The organism is Mycolicibacterium komossense, from assembly GCF_025822605.1.
In the GTDB taxonomy this organism is placed as follows: domain Bacteria; phylum Actinomycetota; class Actinomycetes; order Mycobacteriales; family Mycobacteriaceae; genus Mycobacterium; species Mycobacterium komossense.
This window is the reverse complement of sequence record NZ_JACKTY010000039.1, coordinates 54,398-67,838: the sequence shown is the minus strand read 5'-3', so window position 1 is coordinate 67,838 and position 13,441 is coordinate 54,398. Positions and strand designations below refer to the sequence as shown.

Annotated in this window: 11 protein-coding genes; 3 read left to right on the top strand and 8 right to left on the bottom strand. The window is 62.6% G+C overall.

Annotated features, from left to right (window positions below; translation table 11 throughout):
* Positions 1-34: 34 nt before the first annotated feature.
* The gene (locus tag H7J73_RS24240) at positions 35-565 is read right to left on the bottom strand and encodes an Rv1352/Rv1906c domain-containing protein (RefSeq protein WP_264070276.1); all 531 of its coding nucleotides are present in this window, start codon (positions 563-565) and stop codon (positions 35-37) included.
* A gap of 160 nt (positions 566-725) precedes the next feature.
* On the opposite strand from H7J73_RS24240, the gene H7J73_RS33600 reads away from it, so the two are divergent.
* Positions 726-2,210 (top strand): serine/threonine-protein kinase, encoded by a 1,485-nt coding sequence (locus tag H7J73_RS33600; protein ID WP_276031716.1) that lies wholly within the window; start codon positions 726-728, stop codon positions 2,208-2,210.
* Positions 2,211-2,259: 49 nt separating this feature from the next.
* Here H7J73_RS33600 and H7J73_RS33740 read toward each other — a convergent pair whose 3' ends face one another.
* From H7J73_RS33740 to H7J73_RS24220, 3 genes are all read right to left on the bottom strand, one after another.
* Positions 2,260-2,568 (bottom strand): DUF4333 domain-containing protein, encoded by a 309-nt coding sequence (locus H7J73_RS33740; RefSeq protein ID WP_264070275.1) that lies wholly within the window; start codon positions 2,566-2,568, stop codon positions 2,260-2,262.
* A gap of 344 nt (positions 2,569-2,912) precedes the next feature.
* Positions 2,913-4,385 (bottom strand): neutral zinc metallopeptidase, encoded by a 1,473-nt coding sequence (locus tag H7J73_RS24225; protein ID WP_435405570.1) that lies wholly within the window; start codon positions 4,383-4,385, stop codon positions 2,913-2,915.
* The gene (locus H7J73_RS24220) at positions 4,382-4,966 is read right to left on the bottom strand and encodes a DUF5336 domain-containing protein (protein ID WP_264070273.1); all 585 of its coding nucleotides are present in this window, start codon (positions 4,964-4,966) and stop codon (positions 4,382-4,384) included. The genes H7J73_RS24225 and H7J73_RS24220 overlap by 4 nt, the downstream gene beginning before the upstream one ends.
* A 269-nt stretch (positions 4,967-5,235) precedes the next feature.
* On the opposite strand from H7J73_RS24220, the gene H7J73_RS24215 reads away from it, so the two are divergent.
* On the top strand, positions 5,236-6,723 hold the full coding sequence (locus H7J73_RS24215; protein ID WP_264070333.1) for a serine/threonine-protein kinase: 1,488 nt from the start codon (positions 5,236-5,238) through the stop codon (positions 6,721-6,723).
* Positions 6,724-6,741: 18 nt separating this feature from the next.
* Here H7J73_RS24215 and H7J73_RS24210 read toward each other — a convergent pair whose 3' ends face one another.
* The 4 genes from H7J73_RS24210 to H7J73_RS33590 all read right to left on the bottom strand — a co-directional run bounded on the left by H7J73_RS24210 (position 6,742) and on the right by H7J73_RS33590 (position 11,170).
* A complete protein-coding gene (locus H7J73_RS24210) occupies positions 6,742-7,317 on the bottom strand; it encodes a serine hydrolase (RefSeq protein ID WP_264070272.1) in 576 nt (191 codons plus the stop codon).
* Positions 7,318-7,849: 532 nt separating this feature from the next.
* Positions 7,850-8,620, bottom strand: coding sequence for an Rv3717 family N-acetylmuramoyl-L-alanine amidase (locus H7J73_RS24205; protein ID WP_264070271.1), 771 nt, complete (start codon positions 8,618-8,620; stop codon positions 7,850-7,852).
* 109 nt (positions 8,621-8,729) lie between these two features.
* Entirely contained in the window at positions 8,730-9,524 is a 795-nt protein-coding gene (locus tag H7J73_RS24200; protein ID WP_264070332.1) for a M14 family zinc carboxypeptidase, read from the bottom strand.
* 35 nt (positions 9,525-9,559) lie between these two features.
* Positions 9,560-11,170, bottom strand: a complete 1,611-nt coding sequence (locus H7J73_RS33590) for a protein kinase domain-containing protein (protein WP_276031713.1) — start codon at positions 11,168-11,170, stop codon at positions 9,560-9,562.
* A 300-nt stretch (positions 11,171-11,470) separates the two neighbouring features.
* Here H7J73_RS33590 and H7J73_RS24190 point away from each other — a divergent pair, with 300 nt between their 5' ends.
* A complete protein-coding gene (locus H7J73_RS24190) occupies positions 11,471-13,438 on the top strand; it encodes an ATP-dependent nuclease (RefSeq protein WP_264070270.1) in 1,968 nt (655 codons plus the stop codon).
* The last annotated feature ends 3 nt before the right edge of the window (positions 13,439-13,441 follow it).

The window sequence follows — 13,441 nt, the reverse complement described above, 5'->3', positions numbered from 1 at the left end:
CCGAGCTTTCATCAGTGATACGCGTGCAGAGGGCTTAGTTGACTCGCTGCCACAGTGTGCAGGCCTGCGAGTGGAACATTTGATCGGTCGGGCTGATGACGACCGTCTGCACGTCACCGGCGGCGACGCCACTAGCGATGACTTCGTCGGCGGCGCCGGTGAATCCCGAGAGGCGTTGCCAAGTGCAGGGGGAGCCGCCGGAGGGGGCCGGCGTCGACCGGTATGTCCCGGGGCTGATGTCGGTCCAGACGGTGAAGGTGCCGTCGCCGAATTCGCTGGGCGGCGGTGGTGGGCCGGGTAGAACCTGGCCGGGCTGCGCGTCGCCGGCGGGCGGGGCAACGAGTATCTCGTTGTGGGCCGAGTGCGCTTCGGGATCGGTGATCCATTGACCTGGACCGGGGACGGGCGAGGGCGGTGTCGTAGCCGCCGTGATCTGTATGGGCTGATCTATGACGATGCGCATGACGGCCATACCGATCAGAAGACCCAGCGCGACTGCGAGCGCGATGGTGGGTAATGCACGGCGAGGCGTGTGCCTGCGCGTTCTCGTCTTAAGCTCGAGCACGCCTTCTTCCCCCTCACGGCGTTCTGCACCCTAGTTGCGATTCGCAGCGTAGCTCTGTGTTCCGACATCTGTCGGGGGTCCGGAGAATCGTGCTTCGTGAGTGCGGTCCAATGGCACTGGAGTGGCCGTCCCCTCCGGTGAGTGTCGGTATCATCCCGCCATGCCGTTGACCACTGGGACCGTCTTTGCCGGCTTCACGGTGCTCGGGTTACTGGGGTCGGGCGGAATGGGCGAGGTCTACCTCGTCAGGCACCCGCGGTTGACGCGCAACGATGCCCTGAAGGTGCTGCCGCGGGGCCTCGGCGATGACACCGATTATCGCCGCCGGTTCGATCGTGAAGCCGACGCTGTGGCCGCGCTGTGGCATCCCCATATCGTCGGAGTCCACGATCGCGGGGAGTGTGACGGCCAACTCTGGATCTCGATGGATTACGTCGAGGGCACTGATGCCGGAAGGCTTCTGCGCGAACACTTTCCCACGGGAATGCCGAGGGACGAAGCGCTGACGATCGTGGCGGCGATTGCCGATGCTCTGGACTACGCGCACGGTCGGGGACTGCTGCATCGCGACGTCAAACCCGCCAATATCCTTCTCACGGACCCAGCAAATGGGACGCGGCGGGTGCTCCTCGCAGATTTCGGGATCGCACGCAGGCTCGATGACGTCAGTGGTCTGACGGCGACCAACATGACCGTGGGTACGGTTAGTTACGCAGCCCCAGAGCAGTTGGTGGACGGGACGGTCGATCACCGCGCCGACCAATATGCGTTGGCGGCGACGGCTTTTCATCTGCTGACCGGTAACGCGCCGTACGCCCATTCCAATCCGGCGGTGGTGATCAGCCGTCGGCTCAGCGGCCCAGTTCCGCGACTGTCAGATGCCCGCCCTGACCTGTCCGCCCTCGACGCGGCGATGGGGCGTGCAATGGCCGAACATCCAGGCGACCGGTTCGAGAATTGCCAGGAGTTCGTGACTGCGCTGCGCAACGATTCGGCGCGGCAGCGCCACGTCACCGCGGCGGTGGCACCTACCATGCAGGCGCCCGTGCGGACGGCGCCGCCCCAAGCCTACGAAACTGAGCCCCGATCGGGCGTTCGCCCGCTGGTGTGGGCTCTGGCCGGGCTCGGTGCACTTCTCGCAGTCGCTGCCGTGTTGGTCGGCGTGCTGTTGTCGCGCAACGGGCCCAAGGCTGAGCCGCCACTGCGGGTGCCCTCGTCGGCCAGTCAGACCAGCTCGCCCCTTCCGGCGCCGCCAGTCACAGTGACCGTGCCATCGGCGGTGACGGCACTGCCGCCGATCACGTCTGCGCCGCCGATGGTGCTCGACGATGCCGATATCCACGGGTTCGTGACCTTCAACGGGGCGGCACGCTGCGCGGATGCTGACCTTGCCGAATTTATTCTGCGCACTCCGGAGTCGGCGCTGGTTATTTGCCAGAGTTCTTCTGGCGGTGCGTATTACCGAGGTTATCGGATTTCCGACGGAGCCACGTTGGAGCTGAATACGGTGCAGCCGAGTAGCGATGGATTCGTCGCCATCAACTCCTCTGACGGGACGCGCTACGAGGTAAGCAGGTCCGGACTGCAGATCGTGCAGAACGGCGAGGTGGTGGCCGACGAGTCGGCGGTCGAGTCGGCGTCATGACATCCTGCGTCGAGGGTTCACTCGCCTCGGCATCGCCTACCTGACAAGCCTAGCGCGGCCGATCAACCTCGTAGCGGCCGTTGTCATCGGAGACTAAAACGGCGACTTGCCTTTTAACACCGTTGACCGTTACCGCGCAGTTGAAGAATGTTCCCTTGGTTGCGCTCGGGTTGCGGCCGTCGTTGCAGCTGACCTCTGTCACGGCGTTCGCGCCGTAGCCGCTGGCGGGGTCAGCCAGGATTTGTTGGACTCCTACTTGGACTTTCGTGACATTGAGCTGGGTGCCGCCGAGCACGCCGAGCTGGGACACGCCACTGAGCAGCACCACCGCCTCGACGAGGACGACAATCACGCCCACACCGATGAGTGAACGCCGGATGAGCCCTCTGCGCTGCCGCCACTTACCAGGGGGAGTCGATACATGTTGTGGTGCAGCGATATTCCTGGTGGGCGCGGGGATGTGCGCCGACGGCGGCTGCCGCTGTGGCTGCTGCAGATACCACGGAGTTGCGGCCGGCGAGGGCATAGGCGACCCGTCGCTAGGTGGCCGGTTCTGCGGCACAGGCCGGGGCGGGGGCGCTTGCCGAGGTGGTTTGGGGTCCAAGGGTGGTCGAGGATTCCGACGTGTCTCGGCGGGAGAATCCGGGCGGGGGTGGTGATGAAAGTCTTGGGTCTTGTCCCATTCACCGCGGGGAGGGCCGGTCATGGGAACCGCTGGTAGCACTGCTCGTCGTCACCCATGAGCCCAGACCTGAAGGCAAAGATCCGAGTAAACCCCGCGGGCACTGTGGTGCCGTTGGTGTCACTAGCGACAATCGGTTTTACTAGGAGACCAGAGACAGCCTCGTCAAGATCTCCGGCGGCAAGGACCATTGCTCTGCCTGAGGGAAGTGACACGTTCTGCGCCATGTTTCGCTGCGCGACGCCGGTGAGGCATGCGGTACGCAGCGCCGCTGCGTCGCCGGTTAGCGACAGACTCCGTTCATGCTGCATGGCGAGCATGTATCGCGATGTCACAATGGAGAAAGCAGTGTCGTCTCCGCGCAGGATGGTTGAGTTCGATTTTTCGTCGCTATAGGCGCCGATCTGCTGCAGCGCTGCGAGGTCCACATTGATGGTGTTGGTGCTGGGGCAGTAGGACGCCGGTGGACTCGGCTTGGCATCAGGGCAAGCCGGTGTGCCGCCGACGGTTAGGGCTGGCGCGCTTTTTGGGTGGAAGATCTGCCCTAATAACTCCATCAAGGTAGCCAAGCTGTCGTCGTCGATGGGCGTCTCACCTGGCGTCGCGCTCGCATAGTCGTATTGCAAGGATTGCGGCAATCCCTTTTGGCGCATCGCTATCTCGTGAGTATCGATGGCAGAGCATGTGGCCGCCCCCGCATCGAAGCCCTCTTGGAAAGCACCGATGCGGTCCAGTGCCGAGCCGTGCCCCTGGTAGGTACCTTCGTATTGGTCGGGTGCATCGCGTCCGTACAGTGCACCGGCAAGCACACGGTCGAGTCCATCGGTGGTGTTCAAGGTGAATCGAGTGGAACGTCCGTCCGCTACCCACCGCAGGTACACCCCGGCGAAACAGTCGGCTTGTTGCTCCCTGACGAGTCCTGGCGTCGATTCATCAACGAGCCCAGCCCTATGCTGAACGGCGTGGCCGAACTCGTGCGCGAGTATCCCTACAGCGGCGATATCACTGTAGAACTGCCGGGCCCCCGGTATCAGTGATCCACGGTCCCAGGCCAGGGAGTCGTTGATAGAGCAGTAATGAGCATTCGGGGAGCCGTAAGTGTCCTGTCCGCAAAAGATCGGGGACAATCGAGCATTTGTGGAGTCGTAGGAAATGAGCGTTTCGACCGGTACGAAGGGTCGCCCTCCGAATGATGACGGGAAGCTCTTTGTCCAGAATTCTTCAATATCGTTGGCTGCCAGTAGCGCCAGTCGATCGTCGTCACCGTTGTTCGTGCCCTCGACCTCACCAACCGGCCGGGGCGCGTTGTAGCGGACGCCGTTCGGACCGCCGACTGCAGGTAGTCCACTCACGCGATCGGGATCATAAAGCATGGAGGCGGCGTGCCCGTCGATCACCGTCGGGCTGCAGCTCGCGGTAAGTGCCGCGCACACTAAGGCGAACAGCGGCAACGGCCAACTACGCCAAGAGCGTTGCAGCACAGAGAATCTCATCCGCGGCGAAAACGATCATCTCCGGGCCGGAAATTAGTCGGTCCGGGACCATTGTAGGGCGATGGCGCTCCGCCGTACGGAGGTGCAGGAGGGTAGGGCTGCTGTGCCAGGATGCTCGCTACTGCGCTCGCGGCCTGGAGGAATGCGGCGACCAGGACGAGGATCAGTCCGACGCCTGCTTCGAGTAAGTTCTCCAGACCGATCAACAGGAACAGCAGCGACGCGAATCCCGAAACAGCCAGTCCCGCAACGACGGATTCGTTGCGAGCTTGGCCGGGCAACAGACCGAACGCAGCGATGGCGGCCGACGCAAGTAGCAGCGCTAGGCCTGCGACACCGACACCACCGGCGGCATTGTCGAAGAAGGTGACCGACGTGCCGCCCGACGGCTGACCCTCGGGGTTGACCTTCGCGTAGGGCGCAAACCCGAGGAAGAAGCTCACCACCCCAAGGACGACGACTCCCACGTGGGCGTAGAACGGCAATCCACGCCCAGCAGGAGCTCGCACACCGGGGGGCGTGCCCTGCCAGTGCGCGCCCGGCTGCCCGCCATATTGGTCGGGACTAGGTGGATAGCTCATGGAACCCCCTCCCGGTAGAACCGCGTCGGCCGAGCTCGTGGCAATTCCAGGCCAGGCTGACTCACCTCGGCACGTTAGCTGAAAGTGCGGATACACGGTGGTTAACCGATCGTTTCGCCGATGGCTGTCGTGGAAAGCGATGCGGCTCCGCGATAGGTGACATTGCTCAAATCGCGGGCATACGCGCGCGCATCGTGGTGCGGGGACGGATACTGCGTGTCGTATGTGAGGAGGGGGACGTGGTGGAAGCGCAGTCGCGCACCGGTTCGATGTTCGGCAAGTACAAGCTCACCGCCTTGATCGGACGAGGTGGCATGGGAGAGGTGTACGAGGCGTACGACACCAGCAAGAACCGCTCCGTTGCGTTAAAAATCCTGCCTGAACAGCTGTCGCACGATGAGCAGTTCCGGGCGCGGTTCCAGCGCGAGTCCCACGCCGCCGCCGGCCTGCAGGAGCCGCACATCATCCCGATCCACGACTGGGGCGAGATAGACGGCAATCTGTTCATCGATATGCGCCTGGTTCAAGGTCAGGATCTGCACGAGGCGCTCAAGAGCGGACCGCTTGAGCCCGCACGCGCGGTGGCCATCGTCGCGCAGGTCGGCGTCGCGCTCGACGCCGCCCATGCCCAAGGGCTGATCCACCGGGATATCAAGCCGCAGAACATCTTGGTGACACCGGCCGATTTCGCGTATCTCGTGGACTTCGGGATCGCCGAGACTGTTGGCGAGACGCGCCTGACGGTGGCCGGGAGCGCGATCGGCTCGTTCTGCTACATGGCGCCGGAACGATTCGAGGACCTGCCGGCGACGCCGGCGGTTGACGTGTATTCGTTGGCTGGCGTGCTTTACGAGGCGTTGACGGGGGACACGCCGTTCGGTGTCAGCAGCATGGAGAAGCTGATCGCTGCTCATGTGTCCGCACCGCCGCCACGTCCCAGCGCGGTTAATCATCGGGTGCCGCCGAGTTTCGATGACGTCATCGCCCGAGGCATGGCCAAGGAGCCCGACGACCGATACGGCAGTGCCGGAGCGCTGGGCCGCGCCGCTGAGCGCGCCCTACGTTCCGGGGCCCAGGCGCCCAGCACAGGCCCGATGGCGGTAACCCAGGAGGCGGTGCTGACTGCGCCGCCGTCCGGGCCGCACCCAGTCTGGCAGGGCGATCGGAGCTGGCAAGCAACGCAACAGATCTCCCACCAATCGAGCCGACCGTGGCTGATACCTGTCGTCATCGCCGTGGCAGCGGCTCTGCTGCTGGGTGGGATCGGAGTGGTGATCGGATTACTTGCCCAACAGAAGTCTGCGCCGCCCACGAGTACCGGTCCGGCGGGTGTCTCTACCGTGGCGTTGCCGGCCCCGACCAACCGCACCGAGCCACCGTCGCCACCGCCCGCTCCGGTGCCGCAGTCTGCGGTGCGACCGCCCTTGGTGCTGGGACGTGACAGCAGCGAGAGCCACGAGTCATGTGACGACGGTTTTTCGCTGCGCAATGCCGCCGGGTTCGGCAGCCATGCGGGTCGCGGCACAGCGGAGACGTCCTGCTTCTTTGCCGGCAGTGTGCTGAGCTCGTACTGGAACCAGTACGGGGGCGCCAGCCGCGATGCGCGGACGGTGTCAGCGCCCGGCAAGGTGGACTGCAGGTCGGTTGGCGGCGCGCAGTGTGACGGTCCGAATTTCGTGATGCAGTGCGCGGCTTACGGTTCGGACGGGTGGATCACGTGCACGGGCGGTAGGAACGCGAAGGTCTACTTGTACTGAGTCGCGCGGCTCGACGTCTCAGGGGCACTGCGCAGCGGGCAGCGCCGATCGGTGCGCGTCGAGCAAGCGGGCGATCGCGGTGAGGGCCTGAATGCCGTCAGCGAAGGACCCGGAGGTGGGTTCGGCAGCGATCGCGGCGACAGTCAAGCCGTTTGGTGTTGGGATAATCCCCATTTGCCGCACGAGGTAGCTACCCGACTGGGAAGGACCCCATCCGCCTTTGAACTGAGCATCGGAGACAACACCGAGGCCCCACTTTTGATCGTCTTCTATCTGTCCCATCAACGCGAGAACCGGGGCGTTGCGGTCGTCGCAGGCCGCGGCGGCGAGGAACCGGCTCTGATCGGTCAGTGTCCAGTCGCTCTGACCGAAGGCGCTGAACTCCGGTCGCACTTTTTCGGATTGGACGGTGGTCGGGTCACGGTATTCCTGAAGGACCTGTTCTACCGCGGCGGCAGCTGCGGTCGGATCGCCGAGAGTTCTCCAGATCTGTTCTGCAGCTGCGTTGTCGGACTGTGTGATCGCGGCCCGCATAGCGTCGGTGACCTGCGATGGGTCTTGCTCGGTGCGCATCTCCGCGATGACCAACGGCACTTTGATCGTGGACCAAGCGGGCCCAGTTGGCCAGTCTCCGAACATGGTCGGGTTTGACTGCTCAGGACCGACCGGGCGCAGGACAAGTCCCACTTTCGCGTTCAACGTGGTCTGTAGGCGCGCGAAGTCTGTTGCGAGCTCACCGTTGTCAGGGGTCGCCAGCGGCGGAGGTAGCGGCGCATCTGGTGTCGCGGAGTAGGTTTCCCCATGACGTGGCGGGGCGGGCGTAGGTGTCGCTACTCGGCGACCGAGCGCCACTCCACCGGCGATGACTACTCCGACCGCGAGGGCGACGACTCCGACGATTGTGATAATCCAGGTGATCCGTCGCGAAGGCTCCGCCGACCGGGGTTTGTTATGCCGAGACCCTCGGTCTCCCGCGGCTTCTCTGCGGAGTCGGGCACACATAGCGGTGAGGTCACCGTCCGTTCCAAACGTGGACACCCTGGCGAAGAACCCGCTAGGGCGTCGCGCTGCCGGCGAACAAGTAAAGGGCTATGAGGTGCCGTTAAGCGTTGCGGGTCGGCTCACCCTAACTCGGGGTGGCCTTCTGCTGGAGGTACGCCACGATCCCCTGGGTGACGTTCGCAGCGTATCGAGCACGCCCGTCGGCGCTTTCCATTTCCGCGGCGTCATCGATATTACGCATATTGCCGAGTTCAATGAGCACGGCGGGATATTCGGCGAGGTTCAGACCGGCGAGATCGGCGCGACCGTAGAGCCCACCGGACCCGATGTAGGTCGATTCCGGCAGTCCCGCGGCGGCTAACGCATCGCGCATGGTGTTCGCCAGCTGCATGGCGGGACCGGACTGAGCCTTGTTGAGTGGCGGCGCGGAATAGTTGACGTGGAAACCGCGCCCTGAGGCGGGCCCACCGTCGGCATGAATGCTGACGATGGCGTCGGGTTGCATCGCATTCGCGGCGGACGCGCGTGCGTCGATACAGGGACCGGGCCCAGTGTCATTGTCGCGGGAAAGCTGAGTCCGCACTCCCATCTGCTCCAGTCCGGCCCGGACCTGTTGTACAACATCCCAATTGAAGGTGTGCTCTGGAAATCCGCTGTTGGTGCTGGTGCCCGTCGTTTCGCAGTCCTTCATGCCGCCGCGGCCGTTGGGGACCTGCTGGCTGATCGACGCATCATTCGTGCCGCTGTGGCCCGGATCGAGGAATACAGTCATCCCGGCGATGCTCGGTGTATCGGCGGATGCGGGGAAAGCCGTGCTCGACAGTGCGACGGCGGTCGAGACGGCCGCGGCCAGAATGCGTCGGACCTGCGCCCGCTTGCCTGTCCGATATCGCATGACGAAAGGCTAGCAACCTGATGCCAATCGTCAGCTGACCCGGCGGGAAAAGACCCGCTTGCAGCGGCCTAGACCCGGATGCCGCCCTCTTGAGATGCCCGGAAAGCCATCACCCAGCAATGGCTTGGAGCAGCGCTGTACGAATTCGCTCCCAGTCTTGGGCCGAGTCCGATCCTTTGAGCAACTCGACGGTCAGAATAGGGATGCCGCGATCGCGTCCGGTGTATGAACCCAGCGATCCGGGAGTCGGCGCGAACTCACTGGACGCTTCCACCGGAAGGTGTGCGATGTCCGCAAAGCGCTCGGCAACTTCCTGCGCCGGCCCGTCGAAGTTCACAAATTCTTTGCCGGCCCAAGAATGCATCACCAGAATGAGATTGGGCTGTACGCGGTCGATCGTGGCGCTGAGGGCCTGCGACTCGGGCTGACTCAACGGTGTTCCTCCGTTGCTTTGGTCGAAGTTGTTGGCGGGGAAGTTTCGATTGATGTCGACGCCGTTCGCGTTATCGCGCGTCCGTGCAGCCCTCCCGTCAGGATTCACGTCCTCTAAGATTGTCAGCGTCACCGCATCGGCCAAGTTGGCATCTAGGAACGCCTTCGGCAGTTCATCTGTGGTGTAGGCGCCTTCAGTTTCGTCACCATGAATCCCGCCAACGAACAGAACCTTTCGAGGGCCCTTTCCCAGTGTCTTCATCCGGATCGGGCGTTGCTGGACAGACAAGCCCACAACCTCCCACTCGCTGGCAGCCGGCGCAGCCGGCAACAGCGGAGGCGCTGACGTCGTCGCGATTACCGTCGCGGCCGGTTCGCTTCTGGCCGAGGGCGGGCCGGCGGTGACTGTGGACGGTTCCTCGCCGCAGCCGCACGTTAGTCCCGCAGTCAACAGCGTCCAACCGACGAGCACAGCCCAGCGAGGAATCACTTGCGTCGGACCTACCCTCAGCACGCTGGAATTCCAGATCCTCTGACATCTAGGTAGACCGAGCTAACGTATGCGCCGTTGTACAGGCGGTACCAGGTATAGCTCGATCCTTGCCCCTGGTTCGATCGGAAATCGCCGATGGTCTGGCAGACGACCGTGACGGGCATGTTGTCTAGGAGGTCATCGGGAACGAGGCGCTCAGACTCGTTGAACGGTGCGGCGCGCTGCTTAACACCGCAGGTTCCGCCTTCGTCGCAGGTGCCAATCACAAGCGCGCCCCAGTAGGTGGGCCTAGGCAGTCCCATCGAGGAGGTAGGACTGCTCGCAACGGTGGACGGTGGACGTGTCGCCGTGCTGGTCGGGGTTCGAGCTGCCGTCAGAGTCGGTTGCACGGTCATCGCGCCAGGCTGCTGGGTGGCGGTGAAGACCGAAGGTCCAGCGGGCGGACCTGCTCTTGTGGTATTCCAGAGGGTAAGGCCAGCGGCAGCGGCGAGAAGCACAGCAGCCGTGGCGATTACACCCATTCGCATCCGACTGCTGCCGCGAGGTGTTGAACTTCGGTCGACCACTTGCAGGTCTGCGGTGGGCAACGGCGCGGAACGCCACGCTTGGCCGTCCCAGTACAACGTGCCAAGCGTTCCGCTCGGATCCTGGTACCAACCTGGCGACAATGGCGTTGTCGCCTGACTCTTATCTTGTGGTTCGGAGTCTCTAGTGATTGACGGTCGCTTCTGGGTGTCGGCCGCGGCCGGTCGCTCGGCGAGTTGTGTTGGTGTTGAATTAGTTTGAGGTGCGGATGCGGATAATGCGCTGGCGAATTGACTGCAGCTGTCGTAGCGGTCTTCGGGGCGTTTTGACAGCCCCCGCGCGAGAACGTCATCATAGGCAGCCAGGTCGGGCCGAGTCGCAGATAGCGGAGCAGGAACTGCGTTGAGGTGACGACTGATCACCACCGCGGGGTTCGGGTCTCGAAACGGTGGCGTCCCACTGAGCAAGTGGTAAGTCGTTGCGGCAAGGGAGTACTGGTCGGCCCTGCTGTCAAGGTTGTCACCCAGGAGTTGTTCGGGAGCGGCGTAGTCGACGGTTCCGACCGTCATATTCGTCTCGGTTAACCCGCTCTCATCTTCGAATACCCGGGCGATGCCGAAGTCGGTCAAGAACGTTCGATGCTCCGCGTCATTGTCTGCATTCGAGAGCATGATGTTGGCAGGCTTGACATCCCGATGCAGCAACCCCCGCTTGTGGGCATAGTCCAACGCGGATGCCACTGCGCGGATGATCGTGATCACAAGGTCGTGGGGCATGCCCGCCGGGTAGCGGTGACTCAGGAGCCCTCCGGCATCCTCGCCGTCGACATAATCCATCGAAATCCACAACTGGTCGTCAACTTCGCCACGATCGAGGACGCCGACTATGTGTGGATGTCGGAGAGTGCAGGCGAGATCGGCCTCGCGAAGGAACCTGGTGCGAAAGCTATTGTCCGCTGACACTCCACTGGATAACAGCTTTAGCGCGTCACGGCGAGGCAACCGGGGATGCTGGGCGAGATAAACCTCTCCCATACCGCCAGCCCCCAGTTTTCCAACAATCCGATAGCCGGCAAACGTTTGACCAACCCCCAGTGGCATCGCTGGATCCTACCTGTCGGTTCTTGCACTCCCACAGATCTACGAGAGTTATTAATCGGTTCGCTGCATGCAAAACGCTCGAAGTTTCAGCTATCCCACGGCAGAACCGGCGGGGCCAACCGGTTGTTCGCCGCGCGACTTTCGACGTAGGTAGACGGTAACGGGAGCGACTACGGCCGATGACTCGTGAGATAAATCGACCCGAAATTTGTGCGGGGGTGCTAAACACTTCCTGGAGTGGAGGGCAGATGCAGACGGGCCGTCCTGACTGCGATCTGTGCAACGAATACGGGGGCAAAGGTGCACATCTCGCGTGTTGAGATCGAGAATTTTCGTAACTTCGAGCAGCTGCGGCTGGATCAATTTCCTTCGCCAGCAGTGATCGTCGGCGAGAACGGCGTTGGTAAGTCGAACCTCCTAGAGGCCATGCGGCTAGTTCTGGATCCTTCACTTCCGGACACGCGCAGGATGCTTCGCGCCGAGGACGTATGGGAGGGTCACCCGCAAGGATTGAGCGGCGGCGCGGAGGTCAAAATCGTGATCGAACTCCAAGGGTTCGATAACGACGAAGCGGCCAAGGCGGTGCTGGGAGCCTGCGTTGTGGCGAGCAACCCGTACACAGCACGACTTACCTACCGATTCTTTGCGCGGAAGGCCCTCGACGGGGCGGATGGCTCAGGCAAGCAGGGCAGCGGCAAGCCGACACAGCCGCTGACTCCGCAGGACTATGACTTCGTCGTCTTCGGGGGCCTTGCGGAAGACGAAGACATTCGCTCCATCAGGCGTGACATCGCGATGCGTATGTTACCGGCGTTGCGAGACGCAGAAGGCGACTTGCAATCGTGGCGCCGCAACCCGCTCAGAGATCTCCTTGAGAGTCTCCCAATCGAGCCTGAAAAGCTAACGGCGACAGCAAACGCCATCGCAGTGGCGGTCAATGAGCTTACAAAGGACAAGAATGTTGATGCCCTGCAGACTCATCTGTCCAACCGATTGGGCGACATGCTGGGCCCTCGGTTCTCGGTGGACCCCACGCTCGGCTTCGCATCGACACGTGCCGATGAATTGTTGCGAGCTGTGCGGCTCTTCGTCGACAAAGAACGGTCACGCAGCGTGTCCGACAGCAGCCTTGGCAGTGCAAACGTCATCTACCTCGGCCTACTGCTGGAAGTGCTTACTCGGCAACGGGCCGCAGACCAATTCGTCGCGACCCTAGTAGCTGTCGAAGAACCAGAAGCCCACCTCCACGTCGGTTTGCAACGGCGACTGTTCCACTACCTGCTTCGCAGCGAGTCATCGCTCATACTGACAACTCATAGCCCGCACGTAGCTGCTGTCACGCCCATTGCTTCCTTTGTCGTTCTCCGTCGCGACAGCAGGGGCGCCGCGACCGTTGGAGCGACAACCTCCCATCTCCCCATCACAAAGACCGAAGCGGAAGATCTCGAGAGGTACATCGACGTCAGTCGTGCAGAAATCCTGTTCGCGGCTGGAGTCATTGTCGTCGAAGGCTTGGCGGAGCTTTACGTGCTTCCTGCGATAGCCTCTGCAGCCGGTTTTGATCTGGACAGTCACGGTGTGGTCGTCGCGAGCGCCCACGGCACCGATTTCCGACCCTACCGTGCACTTCTTGGGCAGCAGGGAATCAAGACACCACACGCGATTGTCACCGACGGCGATACGGATCCTGATAAGCGTGGACGAACCAGCGCGGGCATTAAGCGTGGGGCGGCACTTCTAATCGCGACGCAGAAAGAAAACATACAAAAGCGCATCAACGAACTTCCTGCTTTGGGCGATGACGACTTCGAGGACAAGACGAAGTCAATAGTCCACGAGTTAGAACGCGCCGAAATCTATGTGGGTTGGCAGACGCTGGAAGCTGACCTCTGCACGCTCTTTGGAGATGAAATCAAGGCGGCATTCGGAGAGCTGTCGTCGTCGACGGCCGAGCGCAACGACGTTAACGCTGGCGTCGACAACCAATCTGAAAACTCGGTAGACGTCGCGATCCGCGATGCGATGTTGTCCCGCATCACCTCTCTTGGTAAGGGAAGGTTTGCCCAACGCCTCGCTGCCCACATCTCGAAGGTTGATCTTCGGGCTCGGGTGGCTGCGCACGCGACTGGCGACCCGGCGATGGATCTGCCGGTCGGTGTCTACGACAGCTTCTCCTCCGGCTATATCTTCAAAGCGCTAAGTGCGATTTCAGAATTGGTACGAGGAGAACCCCTTCTACAACAATCTATTACGATCCCTTCGGAGTGACCG